At 67.6% G+C, this 19,184-nt stretch carries 20 protein-coding genes; 9 read left to right on the top strand and 11 right to left on the bottom strand.

Annotation, left to right across the window (positions count from 1 at the left end):
* Window positions 1-2: 2 nt before the first annotated feature.
* A complete protein-coding gene (locus tag MAA44156_RS02795; RefSeq protein ID WP_003875707.1) occupies window positions 3-1,643 on the bottom strand; it encodes an acyl-CoA synthetase in 1,641 nt (546 codons plus the stop codon).
* Window positions 1,644-1,707: 64 nt separating this feature from the next.
* Here MAA44156_RS02795 and MAA44156_RS02790 point away from each other — a divergent pair, with 64 nt between their 5' ends.
* Complete coding sequence (locus tag MAA44156_RS02790) at window positions 1,708-2,520, top strand: crotonase/enoyl-CoA hydratase family protein (protein WP_003875706.1); 813 nt, start codon at window positions 1,708-1,710, stop codon at window positions 2,518-2,520.
* A 178-nt stretch (window positions 2,521-2,698) separates the two neighbouring features.
* Window positions 2,699-3,571 carry a type IV toxin-antitoxin system AbiEi family antitoxin gene (locus tag MAA44156_RS02785; protein ID WP_009974820.1) on the top strand — a complete coding sequence of 291 codons (873 nt, stop codon included), beginning with the start codon at window positions 2,699-2,701 and terminating at the stop codon, window positions 3,569-3,571.
* A gap of 109 nt (window positions 3,572-3,680) precedes the next feature.
* Here MAA44156_RS02785 and MAA44156_RS02780 read toward each other — a convergent pair whose 3' ends face one another.
* A complete protein-coding gene (locus tag MAA44156_RS02780; protein WP_003875704.1) occupies window positions 3,681-4,901 on the bottom strand; it encodes a cytochrome P450 in 1,221 nt (406 codons plus the stop codon).
* Window positions 4,902-4,943: 42 nt separating this feature from the next.
* On the opposite strand from MAA44156_RS02780, the gene MAA44156_RS02775 reads away from it, so the two are divergent.
* On the top strand, window positions 4,944-5,666 hold the full coding sequence (locus MAA44156_RS02775; RefSeq protein ID WP_009974819.1) for an acetoacetate decarboxylase family protein: 723 nt from the start codon (window positions 4,944-4,946) through the stop codon (window positions 5,664-5,666).
* Window positions 5,667-5,764: 98 nt separating this feature from the next.
* Here MAA44156_RS02775 and MAA44156_RS02770 read toward each other — a convergent pair whose 3' ends face one another.
* Entirely contained in the window at window positions 5,765-6,796 is a 1,032-nt protein-coding gene (locus MAA44156_RS02770; protein ID WP_009974818.1) for an LLM class F420-dependent oxidoreductase, read from the bottom strand.
* A gap of 66 nt (window positions 6,797-6,862) precedes the next feature.
* Here MAA44156_RS02770 and MAA44156_RS02765 point away from each other — a divergent pair, with 66 nt between their 5' ends.
* The 4 genes from MAA44156_RS02765 to MAA44156_RS02750 are packed head-to-tail and all read left to right on the top strand — an operon-like array spanning window position 6,863 to window position 10,542.
* Window positions 6,863-7,858 (top strand): Zn-ribbon domain-containing OB-fold protein, encoded by a 996-nt coding sequence (locus MAA44156_RS02765; protein ID WP_009974817.1) that lies wholly within the window; start codon window positions 6,863-6,865, stop codon window positions 7,856-7,858.
* A gap of 16 nt (window positions 7,859-7,874) precedes the next feature.
* Complete coding sequence (locus MAA44156_RS02760; RefSeq protein WP_009974815.1) at window positions 7,875-8,939, top strand: thiolase family protein; 1,065 nt, start codon at window positions 7,875-7,877, stop codon at window positions 8,937-8,939.
* The gene (locus MAA44156_RS02755; protein WP_011723676.1) at window positions 8,939-10,132 is read left to right on the top strand and encodes a thiolase family protein; all 1,194 of its coding nucleotides are present in this window, start codon (window positions 8,939-8,941) and stop codon (window positions 10,130-10,132) included. The genes MAA44156_RS02760 and MAA44156_RS02755 overlap by 1 nt, the downstream gene beginning before the upstream one ends.
* A gap of 2 nt (window positions 10,133-10,134) precedes the next feature.
* Entirely contained in the window at window positions 10,135-10,542 is a 408-nt protein-coding gene (locus MAA44156_RS02750) for a nuclear transport factor 2 family protein (RefSeq protein ID WP_009974812.1), read from the top strand.
* A gap of 10 nt (window positions 10,543-10,552) precedes the next feature.
* Here the strand turns inward: MAA44156_RS02750 and MAA44156_RS02745 are convergent, their stop codons facing one another.
* Window positions 10,553-11,077, bottom strand: a complete 525-nt coding sequence (locus MAA44156_RS02745) for a gamma carbonic anhydrase family protein (protein ID WP_009974811.1) — start codon at window positions 11,075-11,077, stop codon at window positions 10,553-10,555.
* Window positions 11,078-11,203: 126 nt separating this feature from the next.
* Here MAA44156_RS02745 and MAA44156_RS02740 point away from each other — a divergent pair, with 126 nt between their 5' ends.
* Window positions 11,204-12,361: a 3-ketosteroid-9-alpha-monooxygenase, oxygenase component gene (locus MAA44156_RS02740; RefSeq protein ID WP_009974810.1), complete on the top strand. Its 1,158-nt coding sequence runs from the start codon at window positions 11,204-11,206 to the stop codon at window positions 12,359-12,361.
* 5 nt (window positions 12,362-12,366) lie between these two features.
* The gene (locus MAA44156_RS02735) at window positions 12,367-12,804 is read left to right on the top strand and encodes a hypothetical protein (RefSeq protein WP_009974809.1); all 438 of its coding nucleotides are present in this window, start codon (window positions 12,367-12,369) and stop codon (window positions 12,802-12,804) included.
* Window positions 12,805-12,816: 12 nt separating this feature from the next.
* Here MAA44156_RS02735 and MAA44156_RS02730 read toward each other — a convergent pair whose 3' ends face one another.
* The 7 genes from MAA44156_RS02730 to MAA44156_RS02700 all read right to left on the bottom strand — a co-directional run bounded on the left by MAA44156_RS02730 (window position 12,817) and on the right by MAA44156_RS02700 (window position 19,125).
* On the bottom strand, window positions 12,817-13,962 hold the full coding sequence (locus MAA44156_RS02730) for a sulfotransferase family protein (RefSeq protein ID WP_009974806.1): 1,146 nt from the start codon (window positions 13,960-13,962) through the stop codon (window positions 12,817-12,819).
* A complete protein-coding gene (locus MAA44156_RS02725; RefSeq protein WP_009974805.1) occupies window positions 13,959-14,741 on the bottom strand; it encodes an SDR family oxidoreductase in 783 nt (260 codons plus the stop codon). Before MAA44156_RS02725 ends, MAA44156_RS02730 begins: the two co-directional genes overlap by 4 nt.
* 2 nt (window positions 14,742-14,743) lie before the next feature.
* Window positions 14,744-15,871, bottom strand: a complete 1,128-nt coding sequence (locus MAA44156_RS02720; RefSeq protein ID WP_009974804.1) for a hypothetical protein — start codon at window positions 15,869-15,871, stop codon at window positions 14,744-14,746.
* Between the two features lie 89 nt (window positions 15,872-15,960).
* Window positions 15,961-16,266 carry a hypothetical protein gene (locus tag MAA44156_RS02715; RefSeq protein ID WP_009974803.1) on the bottom strand — a complete coding sequence of 102 codons (306 nt, stop codon included), beginning with the start codon at window positions 16,264-16,266 and terminating at the stop codon, window positions 15,961-15,963.
* Window positions 16,267-16,318: 52 nt separating this feature from the next.
* Complete coding sequence (gene dmpG / locus MAA44156_RS02710; RefSeq protein ID WP_009974802.1) at window positions 16,319-17,377, bottom strand: 4-hydroxy-2-oxovalerate aldolase; 1,059 nt, start codon at window positions 17,375-17,377, stop codon at window positions 16,319-16,321.
* Window positions 17,374-18,288, bottom strand: a complete 915-nt coding sequence (locus tag MAA44156_RS02705; protein ID WP_009974801.1) for an acetaldehyde dehydrogenase (acetylating) — start codon at window positions 18,286-18,288, stop codon at window positions 17,374-17,376. The genes dmpG and MAA44156_RS02705 overlap by 4 nt, the downstream gene beginning before the upstream one ends.
* A 51-nt stretch (window positions 18,289-18,339) precedes the next feature.
* The gene (locus tag MAA44156_RS02700) at window positions 18,340-19,125 is read right to left on the bottom strand and encodes a 2-keto-4-pentenoate hydratase (protein WP_003875689.1); all 786 of its coding nucleotides are present in this window, start codon (window positions 19,123-19,125) and stop codon (window positions 18,340-18,342) included.
* Between the last annotated feature and the right edge of the window lie 59 nt (window positions 19,126-19,184).

Raw genomic sequence — 19,184 nt, 5'->3', positions numbered from 1 at the left:
GATCAGGCGGAGACGTGGGCGGCGTGCACGTCATCGGCCGGGCGGGCCTCGGTCTGCTCCTTGGCCCAGCGGTAGTCGGGCTTGCCCGCCGGCGACCGCTTTACCTCATCGACCAGCCAAAGACTACGCGGCACTTTGTATCCCGCGATCTCCGAACGCACGAAGCGGTCCAACTCGGCCAGCGACGGCCGGGTCCCCGGCCGGGGCTGCACCACGGCGGCCACGTGCTGGCCGTACCGCGGATCGGGCACGCCGACCACCAGCGCGTCGAACACGTCGGGATGCCCCTTGAGCGCGCCCTCGACCTCTTCGGGGTAGATCTTCTCGCCGCCGCTGTTGATCGACACCGAGCCGCGGCCCAGCATGGTGACCGTGCCGTCCTCCTCGACCAGTGCGTAGTCGCCGGGGATGGCGTAGCGCACGCCGTTGAACGTCTTGAACGTCTCGGCGGTCTTCTTCTCATCCTTGTAGTAGCCGACCGGGATGTTGCCCTTCTTGGCGATCAGCCCGCGCACACCGGAGCCCGGCTTGACCTCGTTGCCCTCCTCGTCGAGCACCACGGTGCGGTGGTCGATCGTCACCCGCGGCCCGCCGGCGTGCGGCGCGTCCTTGGCGACGATGCTGGTGCCGCCGAACCCGGTCTCCGAGGAGCCGATCGAGTCGGTGATGACCCGGTTGGGCAGCAACTCGAGCAGGCGCTCCTTGATGCTCGGCGAGAACAGGGCCGCGGTGCTGGCCAGCAGGAACAGCGACGACAGGTCGTAGTCGTGGTCCTTGTTCAACGCGTCCAGCAGCGGGCGGGCCATCGCGTCGCCGGTGAAGAACAGCAGGTTGACCTTGTGCTCGTGGATGGTGCGCCACACCTCGTCGGCGTTGAATTCCGGTGCCAGCACCGTGGTTTGGCCGGAGAAGATCGACATCCAGGTGGCCGACTGCGTGGCGCCGTGGATCATCGGCGGAATCGGGTAGCGGATCATCGGCGGATTTTCGGCGGCGGCCTTGGCCAAGTCGTACTCGTCCTTGACGAATTCGCCTGTGGCGAAGTCGGTTCCGCCGAACAGCACCCGGTAGATGTCCTCGTGGCGCCACATCACGCCCTTCGGGAACCCGGTGGTGCCGCCGGTGTAGAGCAGGTAGATGTCGTCGGCGCTGCGCGGGCCGAAATCCCGCTCGGGCGAGCCCTTTTCCAGCGCCGAGTAGAACTCGACGCCGCCGTAGCGCTGGTAGTCCTTGTCGCTGCCGTCCTCGACGACCAGGATGGTCTTGACGTTGGGGGTGTCGGGCAGCACGTTGGCCACCCGGTCGGAGTACTGGCGCTCGTGGACCAGCGCCACCATGTCGGAGTTGTCGAACAGGTAGCGCAGCTCGCCCTCGACGTAGCGGTAGTTGACGTTGACCAGGATGGCGCCCGCCTTGACGATGCCGAGCATGGCAATGACGATCTCGTTGCGGTTGCGGCAGTACAGCCCGACCTTGTCGTCCTTCTTCACCCCCTGGTCGAGCAGGTAGTGGGCGAGGCGGTTGGCCTTCTCCTCCAGCTCGGCATAGGTCAGCTTCTCGTCGCCGCAGATCAGGGCGACACGGTCGGGCACAGCGTCGATGGCGTGCTCTGCAAGATCGGCAATATTCAGGGCCACGGCCACCAAATTAGAACGTGTTACATTTCGAGGCAAGCTCATGCCCGATGTCGAGTGAGAGGCGGTACCCGTGGCCGAGGCGTCAGCAAACGAAAAAACCGGTCCCGACGCGCTGGTCGAGCAGCGCGGTCACACCCTCATCGTGACGCTGAATCGGCCGCACGCGCGCAACGCGCTGAGCACCGAAATGATGGAGATCATGGTGCAGGCCTGGGACCGCGTCGACAACGACGACGACATCCGCTGCTGCATCCTGACCGGCGCCGGTGGCTACTTCTGCGCCGGCATGGACCTCAAGGCGGCGACGAAGAAACCGCCGGGCGAATCCTTCAAGGACGGCAGCTACGACCCGTCGCGAATCGATGCCCTGCTGAAGGGCCGGCGGCTGACCAAGCCGTTGATCGCGGCCGTCGAGGGCCCCGCGATCGCCGGCGGCACCGAGATCCTGCAGGGCACCGACATCCGGGTGGCCGGCGAGAGCGCCAAGTTCGGCATCTCGGAGGCCAAGTGGAGCCTGTACCCGATGGGCGGCTCGGCGGTGCGACTGGTGCGCCAGATCCCCTACACGGTGGCCTGCGACCTGCTGCTGACCGGGCGACACATCACCGCCGCCGAGGCCAAGGAGATGGGGCTGATCGGGCACGTCGTCCCCGACGGGCAGGCGCTGGCCAAGGCCCTCGAGATCGCCGAGGTGATCGAGAACAACGGGCCGCTGGCCGTCCAGGCGATCTTGCGGGCGATCCGCGAGACCGAGGGCATGCACGAGAACGAGGCGTTCAAGATCGACACGCAGATCGGCATCAAGGTGTTCCTGTCCGAGGACGCCAAGGAAGGCCCGCGCGCATTCGCCGAGAAGCGCAAACCCAACTTCCAAAACCGTTAGCCCGGTCGGGTCGCTCGGCGCGCGGGCGCGCCTTCTTGGCGAGCGCCCGGCGTCCTCTCGGCGTGCGCCCCGGCGTCCTCTTCTCGCCGAGCGTGTACCTACTGCGACTTTCGGGCCCGATTTTCGCGCTCAGTGCACGCTCGGCACGCTTGTCGGGGTTCCCCGGCACACTCCTGCCATGGCGGAGCCTTTCATCGGAAGCGAGGCCGTCGCGTCCGGCCTGGTGACCCCGTACGCGCTGCGGAGCCGGTTCGTCAGGGTCCATCCCGACGTGTACGTCCCGGCCGGCACCGCGCTGTCCGCCGGACTGCGCGCCCGGTCGGCCTGGTTGTGGTCTCGTCGGCGCGGCGTCGTCGCGGGCAGATCCGCGGCCGCCCTGTACGGCACGAAATGGATCGACGACCGCGCCCCCGCCCAGCTGCTGTACCCGTACCGCCGCCCGCCGGATGGCATCCAGACGTGGTCGGACCGGCTGGTCGGTGACGAAATCCAGACGATCGGAGGCATGCCGGTGACGACGCCCGCACGGACGGCTCTCGACATCGCCTGCCGCTCCCCCGTCGACAAGGCCGTCGCCGCGATCGACGCGCTGGCGCGCGCAACCGAGCTGAAGGTGTTGGAGATCGAGTTGCTCGCCGATCGCTACCGGGGCCGCCGCGGCATCACCCGTGCCCGCAGCGTGCTGCCGCTTGTCGACGCGGGCGCGGAGTCTCCCCGGGAAACGTGGCTGCGGCTTCTCCTGCTCCGCGCGGGTTTCCCGCGGCCGCGCACGCAGCTACCGGTTCGCCAATACGGTGCGCTGATCGCCTGTCTCGACATGGGCTGGGAGGACATCAAACTGGCGGTCGAGTACGACGGCGACCAACACCGCACCGACCGAAGACAATTCACCAAGGACATTCGGCGCGCGGAGGTTCTCGCCGAGTTGGGGTGGACGGTCGTCCGGGTCACGGCCGAGGACACGCCCGCCGGCATCATCGCCCGGGTGTCGACGGCCTGGACGCGCCGAGCGTGCACTGGCAGCGAAAAACCGGCCCGAAATTCGCGGTGAGTACACGCTCGGGAAGGAGCGGCGCTCGGGGAGGAGCGGCGCTCGGGAAGCCAGCGGAGCTCGCGGAGCCAGCGGAGCTAGCGGATCTGGCGCAGCCGACCGGGCCCGCTCAGCGCAGCAGCGGCGCGCTCGGGGTGAACACCACCGGCATGGCCTCCAGGCCGCTGACGAAGTTCGCCGGGCGCAGCGGCAGATCGCCGTCGTCGGCCAGCCGCAGGTCCGGCAGCCGCTTGAGCACCCGCTCGGTCATCATCGACAGCTCGAGACGGGCCAGCTGGTTACCCAGGCAGAAGTGAGTGCCGAAGCCGAACGCCATGTGGCTGTTCGGGTTTCGCCGGATGTCGAAGCTGTCCGGGTCGTCGAACACCGACTCGTCGAAGTTGCCCGACTCGAACAGCAACATGATCTTCTCCCCGGCCCGCAGCTCGGTGCCGTGGAATTCGGTGTCGGCGGTCAGGGTGCGGCACATGTTCTTGACCGGCGATGTCCAGCGCAGCATCTCCTCGATGGCGCCCGGCAGCAGCGACGGGTCGCGCACCAGCGCGTCCCACTGGTCGCGGTGGCGCAGCAGCTGTTCGGTGCCGCCGGACAGCGTGTGCCGGGTGGTCTCGTCGCCACCGATCAGGATCAGCAGCGTCTCCATGACGATCTCGTCATCGGACATCCGCTGCCCCTCGACCTCGGCGTTCACCAGGATGGAGAACAGGTCGTCGGTGGGCTCGGCCCGCCGCTTGGCGATGATGTCCATGGTGAAGGCGGTGTAGGCAGCGAAAGCGTCCATCACCGTTTGGAATTCGGCCGACGTGGGGTCGATGTGCGAACTCAGGCCGCACACCAGGTCGTCGGACCACTTCAGCAGCATGCCGCGTTCGGTAGGCAGCACGCCCAGCATGTCGCCGATCACCGCCATCGGCAGCGGGGCGGCGATGTCGCGGACGAAGTCACATTCGCCGCGCTCACACACCGCGTCGATCAGGGTGTCGCACAACGTGCCGATGGACGGCTCCTTCTCCTTCACCCGCTTGCGGGTGAAGCCGGCGTTGACGAGCTTGCGCCGCAACAGATGTGCGGGATCGTCCATGTCGATCATGTAGGGCATGCCGGGCTGGTCGGGACGGATGCCGCCGGTGGAAGAGAACAGCTCCGGATTGCGCTCGGCGTCCTGGATGGCCTGATAGGTGGTGGCGCCGGCCAACCCGTTGCGATCCCGGAACACCGGCTGGTTGGCGCGCATCCAGCGATACGCCTCACGCGACGCGCGCCGGTCGGCGTAGAAATTTCCGTCGGCCAGATCGATGTTCGCGATCGCTTCCGGGATGGTCGAAGTCATCTACAGCCTCCAAATGTTGACGAAAGGATTACAGTAACCGGCATGACCGAGTCACAACACATCGTTGCGGGGACAGTCCTCACCATGCCGGTGCGGATCCGAAAAGCGGACGTCCACACCGCGATGTTTTCGGTGGATGCGCAAGCGGCACAACGGCTTATCGACTACAGCGGCCTGAAGGTCTGCCAGCACCGGCCCGGCCGGGCGGTGGTCAACCTGATGCTGGCCCGCTACATCGACGGCGACCTGGGCCAGTACCACGAATTCGGCACCTGCGTGATGGTCAACCCGCCCGGCTCGACGGCGCGCGGCTGGCGGGCGCTGGGCGAGGCGGCCGCCTTCATCCATCACCTGCCCGTCGACCAGAGCTTCACCCTGGAGGCCGGACGCTCGATCTGGGGATTCCCGAAGATCATGGCGGACTTCACCGTTCGCGAACAAGGCCGCTTCGGGTTCGACGTCAGCGCCGACGGCGCGCACATCGCCGGCATCGACTTCGCGCCCGGATTGCCGGTGCCGTCGCTGTTCACGTCGCGGCCGCAGGTGCTCAAGACCTACACCTTCGCCGAAGGCACCACCCGGGAGGTGCCCTGGGAGATGCGGGTGCGCGGGCTGCGCGGCCGGCCCGGCGGGGCCACCTTGCGGCTGGGCACCCACCCCTACGTCCAGGAGCTGGCGTCGCTGGGCCTGCCGACGCGCGCGATGATCTCCGGATCGGTCGGCCACGTCGAGATGACCTTCGGCGACGCCCACCCGCTGGGCTGACTGCATCGTCGTCGGGCCTGCCATCCGGCCAATCTAGAACGTGTTCTAGGCCACTGGCAAGAAAACTAGAACGTGTTCTAGTTGGTGGTGCGCCGGGTTCAGATCAGCGTGGCCAGCTCGCGGACCTGCTCTGTACTGCGCCCGGACACCACCATCATGGTGACGCCGGCGGCCTCCCAGGCCTTGATCTGCTTACGCACGTAGTCGACGTCGCCGACGATCGCGGCGTCGTCGATCACCTCGTCGGGGATGATCTTGGCGGCCTCGTCCTTGCGTCCGCTGCGGAACAGCCTGGTCACATCGTCGACCACCTCGGCGTAGCCCATCCGACGGTAGACGTCGGCGTGGAAGTTGGTGTCCTCCGCGCCCATCCCGCCCATGTAGAGCGCGATGTAGGGCTTCATCGCGGCGAACGCCGCGCCGCGGTCCTCGGTGATGACGATGTTGGCGGTCGCGCAGATCTCGAAGTCCGCGCGGCTGCGGCGCGCGCCCGGCCGGGCGAATCCCTCGTCCAGCCATTCGTTGTACATGTCGGCCAGCCGCGGGGTGTAGAAGATCGGCAGCCAGCCGTCGCAGATCTCGGCGGCCAGCGCGACGTTCTTCGGCCCCTCGGCACCCAGGAAGATCGGGATGTCGGCGCGCAGCGGGTGCGTGATGGGTTTCAAAGCCTTGCCCAGACCCGTTGTGCCCGTGCCGGTCAACGGCAGCGGGTAGTGCGGGCCGTCGCTGGTCACCGGCTTCTCCCGGGCCCACACCTGCCGGATGATGTCGATGTATTCGCGGGTGCGGGCCAGCGGCTTGGGGAACCGCTGTCCGTACCAGCCCTCGACCACCTGCGGGCCGGACACGCCCAGGCCCAGGATGTGCCGGCCGCCGGAGAGGTGGTCCAGCGTCAGCGCCGCCATCGCGCAGGCCGTCGGGGTCCGGGCGGACAGCTGGACCACCGAGGTGCCCAGCCGCACCCGCGACGTCGACGAGCCCCACCAGGCCAGTGGGGTGTAGGCGTCGGATCCCCACGCCTCGGCGGTGAAGACGGCGTCATACCCGGCTTCCTCGGCGGCGGCGACGAGCTCGCCGTGGTTTTCCGGCGGCGCGGCGCCCCAATATCCCAGCTGCAGTCCCAGCTTCATGGTCTTCGCCCTTCGGTAGTAGACCCGATGTTGAATCCGTTCTTAGAACCTGTTCTACTCGATGGCGTGACAGCCAGCTCGAGTAGCCCGACCTTGACGGATCACCCTGAGCCACCGCTCTCCGCGCCGTTGACGTTGTCGTTCGACTACACCCGTTCAGTCGGCCCCACGCTGAGCAAGTTCTTCACCGCACTGCGTGAGCGCCGCGTCCTGGGTGTGCGCGGATCGGATGGCCGGGTACACGTGCCGCCGCCGGAGTATGACCCGGTCACCTATGAACCGCTGGGCGAGATGGTACCGGTGTCGCCGGTCGGCACCGTCGTCTCGTGGGCCTGGCAGCCCGACCCGATCGAAGGTCAGCCGCTGGACCGGCCGTTCGCGTGGGCGCTGATCAAGCTCGACGGCGCGGACACCCCGCTGCTGCACGCGGTCGACGCCGGCGAGCCCAAGGCCATCAAGTCCGGCACCCGGGTGCACGTGCACTGGGCCGACGAGCCGGTGGGCGCCATCACCGACATCGCCTATTTCGCGCTGGGCGAGGACCCCGAGCCGGTGGCCGAGCAGCCCGACGCCGACAAGGACCCGGTGGGCATGATCGTCACGCCGATCTCGCTGACCATTCAGCACACCGCCTCGCACGAGGAGAGCGCCTACCTGCGCGCCATCGCCCAGGGCAAGCTGCTGGGCGCGCGCACCGGCAAGAACGGCAAGGTGTATTTCCCGCCGCACGGCGCCGACCCGGCCACCGGCCAGCCGACCACGGAGTTCGTCGAGCTGCCCGACAAGGGCACGGTGACGACGTTCGCGATCATCAACATCCCGTTCCAGGGGCAGCGCATCAAGCCGCCGTACGTGGCGGCCTACGTGCTGCTCGACGGGGCCGACATCCCGTTCTTGCATCTGGTCGCCGACGTCGACGCGCACGAGGTGCGGATGGGCATGCGGGTGGAAGCGGTGTGGAAACCCCGCGAGCAGTGGGGCTTTGGCATCGACAACATCGAGTACTTCCGGCCGACCGGGGAACCCGACGCCGACTACAACACCTACAAGCACCACCTGTAAAGGGCATACCTGTCAAATGAGCGCTCGCAATGTTGCGGTGGTCGGCTTTGCCCACGCGCCGCATGTCCGCCGCACCGACGGCACCACCAACGGCGTCGAGATGTTGATGCCGTGTTTCGCCCAGCTCTACCAGGACCTGGGCATCACCAAGGCCGATATCGGCTTCTGGTGTTCGGGATCCTCGGATTACCTTGCCGGACGGGCGTTTTCCTTCATCTCGGCGATCGACTCGATCGGCGCGGTGCCGCCGATCAACGAATCGCACGTCGAGATGGACGCGGCCTGGGCCCTGTATGAGGCCTACATCAAGCTGCTGACCGGCGAGGTCGACACCGCGCTGGTGTACGGCTTTGGCAAGTCCTCGGCCGGGGTGCTGCGCCAGATCTTGTCGCGGCAGACCGACCCCTACACCGTCGCGCCGCTGTGGCCCGATTCGATCTCGATGGCCGGGCTGCAGGCCCGCATGGGGCTCGACACCGGCAAGTGGACCGAGGAGCAGATGGCGCGGGTGGCCTTCGACTCGTTCGCCAATGCGCGCCGGGTGGACAACGTGGAGGGCTCGATCACCGTAGCCGAACTGCTCGAACGGCCGTTCTTCGCCGAGCCGTTGCGCCGTCACGACATCGCGCCGATCACCGACGGCGCCGCGGCGATCGTGCTGGCGGCCGGCGACCGGGCCCGCGAGCTGCGCGAGAACCCCGCCTGGATCACCGGGATCGAGCACCGCATCGAATCCCCGGCGCTGGGCGTGCGTGACCTCACCGATTCGCCGTCCACCAAGGCCGCCGCCGAAATCGCCACCGGCGGGCGGACCGACAACCTCGACGTGGTCGAGATCTGCGCGCCGTTCACCCACCAGCACCTGATCATCGCCGAAGCCATCCGGATACCGGGGCCGACCAAGGTCAATCCGTCCGGCGGTGCGCTGGCGGCCAACCCGATGTTCGTGGCCGGCCTGGAGCGCATCGGCTTTGCCGCACAACACATCTGGGATGGTTCGGCCGAGCGGGTGCTGGCGCACGCCACCAGCGGGCCCGCGCTGCAGCAGAATCTGGTCGCGGTCATGGAAGGGAAGAACTGATGGCCGGTGCAGGGCCGAACATCGCCGCGGTACTGGGTACCGGACAAACGAAGTATGTGGCCAAGCGCCAAGACGTTTCGATGAACGGCCTGGTGCGCGAGGCTATCGACCGCGCACTGGCCGACTCGGGTTGCACCTTCGACGACATCGACGCCGTGGTGGTCGGCAAGGCACCCGACTTCTTCGAGGGCGTCATGATGCCCGAGCTGTTCATGGCCGACGCCGTGGGCGCCACCGGCAAGCCGCTGATCCGGGTGCACACCGCCGGGTCGGTCGGCGGCTCCACCGGGGTGGTGGCCGCCAGCCTGGTGCAGTCCGGTAAGTACCGCCGCGTGCTGGCGATGGCCTGGGAGAAGCAGTCGGAGTCGAATGCCATGTGGGCGTTGTCGATTCCGGTTCCGTTCATCAAGCCGGTGGGCGCGGGTGCCGGTGGCTATTTCGCCCCGCACGTGCGGGCCTACATCCGCCGCTCCGGCGCACCGACGCACATCGGCGCCATGGTCGCCGTCAAGGACCGGCTCAACGGATGCCGCAACCCGTTGGCGCACCTGCATCAGCCCGACATCACCCTGGAGAAGGTGATGGAGTCGCCGATGCTGTGGGACCCGATCCGCTACGACGAGACCTGCCCGTCGTCGGACGGTGCCTGCGCGGTGGTGATCGGTAACGAGGAGGCCGCCGAAGCCCGTCTGGCGCAAGGCAATCCGGTGGCGTGGATCCATGCCACGGCGTTGCGCACCGAGCCGCTGGCCTACGCCGGGCGCGACCAGGTCAGCCCGCAGGCCGGGCGTGACGCGGCCGCCGCGCTGTGGAAGGCCGCCGGCATCAAGAGCCCCATCGACGAGATCGATGCCGCGGAGATCTACGTGCCGTTCTCCTGGTTCGAGCCGATGTGGTTGGAAAACCTCGGCTTTGCTCCCGAGGGCGAGGGCTGGAAGCTCACCGAGGCGGGCGAGACCAAGATCGGCGGCCGGCTGCCGGTCAACCCGTCCGGTGGTGTGCTGTCGTCGAACCCGATCGGCGCCTCGGGGCTGATCCGCTTCGCCGAAGCGGCCATCCAGGTGATGGGCAAGGGCGGCGATCACCAGGTGCCCGGCGCCCGGAAGGCGTTGGGACACGCCTACGGTGGCGGCTCGCAGTACTACTCGATGTGGGTGGTCGGCGCCGACAAGCCCGCCGCCGAGAAGGTCTGAGCGTGCATCCCGCGCACGAAGCCGGCCGCCGGTCCCGCGAGGCGGTGACGGCCAGGGACAAGGATGCCTGGCTGACGGTGTTCGCCGACGACGCCGTCGTCGAGGACCCCATCGGCCCTTCGGTTTTCGACCCCGAGGGCAAGGGGCATCGGGGCCGTGCGGCGATCTCGGCCTTCTGGGACAAGGCGATCGCGCCCACCACCAAGATCGAGTTCGTCTTTCGCGACACCTATCAGTGCGGCAACGAGGAAGCCAACGTCGGGCACATCCTCATCACGACGGGTGACTACCAGACCACCGCCGAGGGCGTATTCACCTACAAGGCCGACGACGAGGGCAAGCTGGTCGCGCTGCGCGCCTACTGGGAGATGGACCGCGCGGCCGCCAACACCAAGAAGATCTCCGGCTAGCGCGGGGCCGCTAGATCGGTTCCAGCCCGGCCAGATGCCGCTGGGCGAGGTCGCGGTAGGCCTGCGGATTCAGCTTGACCCACAGCTGCGCGTCGGTACCGGCGACCGGGCCCTTGATCTGGGCCGGCGCGCCCATGGCCAGCATCCCCGCCGGAATCTGGGTGCCCGCGGTGACCAGCGAATGCGCCGCCACCAGGCTGCCCGCGCCGATCACCGCGCCGTCCAGCACGGTGGCGTGGTTGGCGATCAGCGCCTCGGGGCCGACGTGCGCGCCGTGGATGACGCACAGATGCGCCACCGTCGCCCCCGGACCGATGTCGACCGGGATGCCGGGGGGCGCGTGCAGCACCGAACCGTCCTGGACGTTGGCGCCCTCGCGCACCACGATGGGCCCGTAGTCGCCGCGCAGCACCGCGTTGAACCAGACCGAGGCTCCCGCCTCCACGACCACGTCGCCGATCAGGGTGGCCGTCGGCGCCACGAACGCGGTGGGGTCCACCCGCGGCGAGCGGCCCTCGAAAGCAAACAGCGGCATCGTCTAGATATACCCGAGCGCCGCCGAACTCGCGGAACGGCCCAGGCAGGCTTGCCTTCGTTGCGCGGGCCCGGCGCAAAACTGTAACGTGTTCTAGTTAGAGGGCCAGCGAGTTGGAGGTGACAGGTGGCTACCGACACCAAGCCGGTCGGCATCCGGGAGATCGATCCCGGCGCCCTGCCGACCAGATACGCCCGTGGCTGGCACTGCCTGGGCGTCGCAAAGGACTTCCAGGACGGCAAGCCGCACTCGATCGAGGCGTTCGGCACCAAACTGGTCGTCTTCGCCGACTCACACGGCGACATCCACGTGCTCGACGGCTACTGCCGGCACATGGGCGGTGACCTGTCGGAGGGCACCATCAAGGGCGACGAGGTCGCCTGCCCGTTCCACGACTGGCGCTGGGGCGGCGACGGCCGGTGCAAGCTGGTGCCGTACGCCAAGCGCACGCCGAAGACGGCGCGCACCCGGTCGTGGACCACCGATGTGCGGGGCGGGCTGCTGTTCGTCTGGCACGACCACGAGAACAACCCGCCGGACCCGGCCGTCCGCATCCCGGAGATCCCGGAGGCGCACAGCGACGAGTGGACCGACTGGCGGTGGAACCGCATCCTCATCGAGGGCTCCAACTGCCGCGACATCATCGACAACGTCACCGACATGGCGCACTTCTTCTACATCCATTTCGGGTTGCCGACGTACTTCAAGAACGTGTTCGAGGGCCACATCGCGTCGCAGTACCTGCACAACGTGGGCCGCCCGGACGTGAACGACCTCGGCACGTCTTACGGTGAGGCACATCTGGATTCGGAGGCGTCCTACTTCGGTCCGTCGTTCATGATCAACTGGCTGCACAACAGCTACGGCGACTACAAGGCCGAGTCGATCCTGATCAACTGCCACTACCCGGTGACGCAGAACTCGTTCGTGCTGCAGTGGGGCGTGATCGTGGAGAAGCCCAAGGGCATGGACGAGGAGATGACCGACAAGCTGTCCCGGGTGTTCACCGAGGGGGTCAGCAAGGGCTTCCTGCAGGACGTCGAGATCTGGAAGCACAAGACCCGCATCGACAATCCGCTGCTGGTCGAGGAGGACGGCGCCGTCTACCAGCTGCGCCGCTGGTACCAGCAGTTCTACGTCGACGTCGCCGACATCGAGCCGGAGATGGTGGAGCGCTTCGAGATCGAGGTGGACACCACCCGGGCCAACGAGTACTGGAATGCCGAGGTCGCGCAGAACCTGAAGGCCAAAGAGTCCGAAGACGTTCCCGCCGAACAACACTGACCGCCATGACCGACGATCAGCCGGCGGTTCCCGACGTCGATCGACTCGCTCGGTCGATGTTGTTGTTGCACGGCGATCATCACGACCACGACGAGCGGCCCGCCGCGTCGCCGGCCAACGGTGGATCTTGGTCGAAGTCAAGGGATTTCACCGATGACCCGCAGCGTGCGGCCGCCGTCGCCGAGGCCAGCCGCGCCGACCGGGAGCGCTATCTCAACTCGGGTCTGCTGCCGGTGGACTGCCGGTTCTGCCACGCGCGGGTCGCCGTCCGCCGGCTCGGGCCGGGGCACACCGCGGTGCAGTGGAACACCGAAGCCTGGCAGCGCTGTGCGTATTTCACCGAGGTCCGCCGGGCCGGGGGCGACACCGCGCGCACCAAGTCCTGCCCGAAGCTCGGCGACAGCATCGAGCATGCCGTCGCCGAGGGATATCTGGACGACTGACTGCGCGGGCGATCACAGCCCGGCGAACCGCTCCTTGACCGTCTCCACGCTGAGGCCGTAGTCGGCCAGCGAGTAGCTGTGCTTGGGCGCCCGCTCGCCGGACTGGCTGTCGGCGTGGGTCTTGGCCATGGCCGCCTTCGCCTCCTCCGTCAGCGTCAGGCCGAAGTGCCGGTAGATGTCGGCCACGGTGCCCAGCGGGTCGGCGATCAACTCCTTGTAGTCGACGTCGTAGAACTGCGCCGGGTTGTACTTGGCCCGTGCGGTGTTGAACCGCTCCAGCCCCCGCGACCAGGTATCCATTGCGTCAGCGCCGATTTGGGCCCCGACGAACGTGGTCGACCATCCTTCGGCGGTGTGCTGGGCCAGCGAGCACATCGACGCCATGATCGTTTCGACCGGGCGATGAGTCTGGATCACCAGCGCATCCGGGTAGGTGGCCATCAACGCGTCCAGCGCGAACAGGTGACTGGGGTTCTTCAGCACCCAGCGCTTGTCGGCGTCGTTGAGCCCGATCAGCTGAAGGTTGCGGCGGTGGCGCTGATACGACGGCGTCCAGTCCTGTTCGGACAGCCACTGCGCGTAACTGGGGACGTGCGCCAGCGTTTCATACGACACCGAGTGCAGCGACTGCCGCAGCAGCTGCCAGCACTCCTCCAGCTCGTAGGCGGCCATGAAGTGCAGCCCGGTGTAGCCCGGGTTGTCCCGGTGGTGCTGGGTGAATTGCGTGTCGAGCTGGCGGTACAGCGGGTTGGACTCCCAGGTCTCGCGCGGCGGCCGCGGCTGCGGGAATTCGGCCAGCCACATGTGCAGGCCCTGATGCGCGGGATCGGCGCCCAGCAGCCGGTGCAGCGCCGTGGTCCCGGTGCGCACCAGGCCGGTGACGAAGATCGGCCGTTGGATCGCGACGTCGGCGTACTGCGGGTATTGCTTCCAGGCCGACTCCGACAGCAGGCGCGCCACCAGGGCGCCGCGCAGAAAGAAGCGATTCATCTTGCTGCCCAACACCGTAAGGCCGGCTTCCCGCCGGTAGGAGTCCAGCAGCACCTCCAGCGCCTGCAGGTAGTTGTCGTCGTCGGTGCCGAAGTCGTCGAGCCCGGTCAGCTTGGTGGCCGATGCGTGCAGCTCCTCGACGGTGCCGATGTCGGTGCGATCGCTCACGTGTGGTATTCCCCGCAGTTGACGTCCAAGGTCTGCCCGGTGATGCCGCTGGACAGGTCACTGGCCAAAAACATGATGGCCGAAGCGACTTCGTCCTCGGTGGGCAGGCGTTTGAGGTCGGAGTTGGCGGCGGTGGCCGCGTAGATCTGCTCGACCGTGGTGCCGTACTTGCCCGCCTGGTGCTCGAAGTAGGCCTGCAAGGTATCGCCCCAGATGTAGCCCGGCGCAACCGAATTGACCCGGATGCCCTTTTCGCCCAGCTCGGTGGCCAGCGACTGCGACATGGACAGCAGCGCCGACTTGGCCATCTTGTACGCACCGTACTTGGCCTGCGAATGACGCAGCACCATGGAGTTGACGTTGACGATGGATCCGTGCGCCGTCTCCAGCGCGGGCGTGAAGGCCTGGATCAGCCGCAGCGCGCCCAGCGCGCTCAACTCGATCGCGTCACGGATGTGCTGAAAACTGGTTCCCGCCAAGGGTTTCATCGACGGTACCCGGAACGCGTTGTTGATCAGCACGTCGGCCCTGCCGTAGGTCGCCATGGTGGTCTCGACCAGGTAGGCGACTTCGTCGTCGTCGGTGATGTCGGTGCGCACCGCCAGCGCCCGGTGGCCGCCGTCGTTGACCTCCTTGGCCACCTTCTCCAGCCGCTCGGCGGTACGCGCCGCCAGCACCAGGTCGGCCCCGCTGTCGGCGCATCGGTGCGCCAGCGTGGTGCCCAGCCCCGGCCCCACGCCGCTGATGACCACCACCTTGCCGTCGAGCATCCCTGCCATCGTCACCCCAGCATCCTTGCCGCAACCTGTTGTTGGCGCAACGCGATTCGCGCCCGCCATTCGTCGTCGGAGATCTTGTTGTGCTCGTAGTAGGGCAGCTTGGCCGGTACGGCGTCGAAGTCGACCAGCTCGACGGTGGGGCCGTCGGCCTCGGTGAGCTGGCGCGACACCCGTTGCCAGCGGAACTGCAGGAAGCCCTTCCGATGCCCGACCGTCTCCACCCAGTTCGTCACGCCCGGGTTCTGCTCGGCGACGACGATGCGCACCTTGCCGTCCGGATCCGCTTGCGCCTGAGTGTTGTTCAGCGACGTCTGATGGTTGATGTAGTCCAGCGAGATGTACCACAGGCTGCCCAGTTGGAACCCGAGGTAGGGGGCGTCGGTGACCGGGATGGTGATCAGCAGCGCCTGGTCGGGCTGCAGTTCGTAGTGCCCGGCCGACGAGTACTGCGTCGCCAGCCCGCCCGGCGTCAACCGGGGCGCGACCATGGTGTTGACCGGGATGTTGAAGTAGAACCACTGCGGGAACTGCAGCCAGGTCTTCACCCGGTTCACGAGTTGTTTTCCGGCTGTGGCATAACGCTTTTCGATCGTCTCGCGGGTCAGCGGCGGCGGCGCCGTGCCCGCGGTGTCCTCCCGTGCGATGGCCAGGGTGCCGCGCTGGGCGGCCCAGTCGCCGTACACCTCGCGGATCACCAGCTGACCGTTGCTGGTCGGTCGCACCCGCCACTCGAAGCTGCCGTCGGGCGCGATGTCGAGCTCGCGGTCGTCGAACGCGGCCTGGCTGGCCGGCACGTTGTCGTCGGTGTACTCGCCGCCGAGCAGCTGAAAACTCAAATCGGTGGTGGTGCCGCGGCGGCCGGTGACGACGTAGTCGTAGCCGGCGTGCACCCGGGTGCCGAAGTACAGCGTGTCGGGGTTGTCCAGGCCCATCTTGGTGAACGGCCCGGTGCCCGATTGCAGGAAGGGGTGGTCGCGCTCGTAGTCGACCGCCAGGTGGATACAGGCCGAGATGCAGCCGGCCAGGTACTGCAGTCCCTCCAGCAGGTCGGCTTCGGTCTCGATGTGCGGCGCGGCGGCCACCAGATTTTCGGCCTCGGCGATCGCGGAGGTGAGCGGATCAGAGAACACGCCTAGACGCTAGAACGTGTTCTACTTTTTCGTCAATGGCGAACGTTCCCGCGCGTCGCCCACGGCGTCGCGCGACGAGGCCGGCTCACCTAGGGCGGGCAGGAGTGCGACAGGTCGATCAGGTGCTGGCGCACGTCGGGATGCCGATTGAGGTAGTCGATGACGTTGCCGTTGCCACCCTCGGCCTGCGACCTTTGCTGCAGCTGCTGGTGCAGGTCCGGGTGCTTCTGCAGGTACGAGTCGATGGACTGACCGACGTCCTGATTGCATTCCGCGTGGGCGACGCCCGCCACGGGTAGCGCGATCACCGTCGCGGCGGCAGCGGTGAGTAACCCCTCGGCGAGCAGGCCGTACAGCCCGCGGCGACGGGCGCCGACTGTGTTGGATGTGCTCATGCGCGCCAGGTTACCCGCGCAAGCTTTGCGTCGGCTGTGCGAACGCGGCGGCTCAGCGCGCCGCCGCGGCCCCGCTTTCCTGCTCGCGCTTGATCTCCAGCGCGATGTCGATCAGCTGGTCTTCCTGACCGCCGATGAGTTTGCGTTGACCGGCCCGGTGCAGCAGCTGGTGCGCGGGCACCCCGTAGCGCTCGGACTGGCGGATGGCGTGCTTGAGGAAGCTCGAGTACACCCCGGAATAGCCCATGATCAGGGCGTTGCGGTCGAGCAGGCACTCGGCGGGCATGGCCGGCGCGACCACCTCCTCGGCGGCGTCGGCGATGTCGAAGAAGTCGATGCCGGTCTTGACGCCGATCTTGTCGAACACGCCGATCAGCGCCTCGACGGGCGCGTTGCCCGCCCCGGCCCCGAACCGGCGGCACGAGCCGTCGATCTGCTTGGCGCCGGCCCGGACGGCCTCGACGCTGTTGGCCACGCCGAGCCCGAGGTTCTCGTGCCCGTGGAAACCGACCTGGGCGTCGTCGCCGAGCTCGGCGACCAGCGCGGCCACCCGGTCGCGCACGCCCTCGAGCACCAGCGCGCCGGCCGAGTCGACCACGTAGACGCACTGGCAGCCGGCGTCGGCCATGATGCGGGCCTGCTGGGCGAGCTTTTCCGGCGGGATGGTGTGGCTCATCATCAGGAAGCCGACGGTCTCCAGCCCGAGTTCGCGGGCCAGGCCGAAGTGCTGGATGGACACGTCGGCCTCGGTGCAGTGCGTGGCGATCCGGCAGATCGAGCCGCCGTTGTTCTGGGCCTCCTTGATGTCCTCCTTGGTGCCCACCCCGGGCAGCATCAGGAAGGCGATCTTGGCCTCCTTGGCGGTCTCGGCGGCCAGCTTGATCAGCTCCTGCTCGGGGGTCTTGGAGAACCCGTAGTTGAAGCTCGAGCCGCCCAGCCCGTCGCCGTGGGTGACCTCGATGACCGGCACCCCCGCGACGTCCAGGGCCGCGACGATGGCTTGCACCTCGTCCTTGGTGAACTGGTGGCGCTTGTGGTGCGACCCGTCGCGCAGGGACGTGTCGGTCAGCCGGACGTCCCACATCGGGTTGAAGAAAATATCGGTAGTCATCGCGTGCCTCCTGCCACCGACAGCGTCTCCTTGGCGATCTCCTCGCCCACCTTCGTGGCCGCGGCGGTCATGATGTCCAGGTTGCCCGCGTACGGGGGCAGATAATCGCCGGCACCCTCGACCTCGACGAACGTGGTGACCAGCGCCTGGCCGCCGGAGTTGAGCGACGGGTCGTCGAACTGCGGCTCGTTGAGCAGCCGGTAGCCGGGCACGTAGCTCTGCACCTCTTTGACGACGTCGTGAATCGACTGCGCGATCGCGTCCCGGTCGGCGTCCTCGGGGATGGCGCAGAAGATGGTGTCGCGCATGATCATCGGCGGGTCGGCCGGGTTGAGGATGATGATCGCCTTGCCCCGCTTGGCGCCGCCGATGGTCTCCACGCCCCGGCTGGTGGTCTTGGTGAACTCGTCGATGTTGGCGCGGGTGCCCGGGCCCGCCGACACGCTCGCCACCGACGCGACGATCTCGGCGTAGGGCACCTCGACGACGCGGCTGACGGCGTAGACGATCGGAATCGTGGCCTGCCCGCCGCAGGTGATCATGTTGACGTTCGGCGCGTCCAGGTGCTGGCGCAGGTTCGCCGGCGGGATGACGGCCGGGCCCACCGCGGCGGGCGTCAGGTCGATGGCCCGGATGCCGGCGGCCTCGTACTTGGGGGCGGCGTCGCGGTGCACGTAGGCGCTGGTCGCCTCGAAGACCAGGTCGGGTTTCTCCGGCTGCGCCAGCAGCCAGTCGACCCCCTCGTGGGTGGTCTCCAAGCCCAGCTTGCGGGCCCGGGCCAGGCCCTCGCTCTGCGGGTCGATGCCGACCATCCAGCGCGGTTCCAGCCAGTCGGATCGCAGCAGCTTGTAGAGCAGGTCCGTGCTGATGTTCCCCGACCCGACAATCGCCACTTTTGCTTTAGTCGGCATGACGCTCCTTACGAAGCTGTTGAGATTTAAGTTGGTCGATTTAACTCGAGCCTATTCGAACGACAGACGCACCGAACCCAGGCCCGCGAAGTCGGCGACGAACTCGTCGCCGGGGTGCGCGTCGATCGCCTTCGTGCACGAGCCGGGCAACACCACGTCGCCCTTGCGCAGCCGCACCCCGAAGCCATCCACCTTGCGGGCCAGCCAGGCCACCGCGGTCACCGGGTTGCCCAGCACCGCGTCGGTGCGGCCCTCGGCCACCACCTCACCGTTGCGGCGCAGCACCGCGTCGATCCCCTTGATGTCAATGTCTTGCGGGGACACCCGGGCCGCACCCAGGACGAAGCCGGCCGACGAGGCGTTGTCGGCGATGGTGTCGCACAACTCGATCTTCCAGTCGGTGATGCGGGTGTCGATCAGCTCGATGGCCGGAACGAACGCCTCGGTGGCCGCCATCACGTCGTCCTCGGTGCAGCCCGCCCCCGGCAGGTCGGCGTTCAGGATGAAGCCGACTTCGACCTCCACCCGCGGGTAGAGGTAGCGGTTCGTCTTGACCGGGGTGTCTTCGAACAACTGCATGTCGTCGAGCAGATGCCCGTAGTCCGGCTCGTCGACGCCCATCATTTGCTGGATCGCCAACGACGACAACCCGACCTTGTGGCCCAGCACCCGGGCGCCCTCGGCGACCCGCTGCCGGATGTTGATCAGCTGAATCTCATACGCGTCGACGACGTCGATTTCGGGGTAGGCGGCGGTCAGCGGTGGGATGGGCTCACCGCTCCGCTCGGCCTGCGCCAACTCGGCAGCCAGCTCGTCGCGGGTGGCAACACTGAGCATTTTCTTGCAGTCTCCTCGTACGGTCGACCGGGCCAGTAGCGGCCGCCCCGGGCAATTCT

The organism is Mycobacterium avium subsp. avium, from assembly GCF_009741445.1.
GTDB lineage: Bacteria > Actinomycetota > Actinomycetes > Mycobacteriales > Mycobacteriaceae > Mycobacterium > Mycobacterium avium.
Note: the sequence above shows the minus strand (reverse complement) of the source record. Positions and strands in the feature narration are given on the sequence as shown.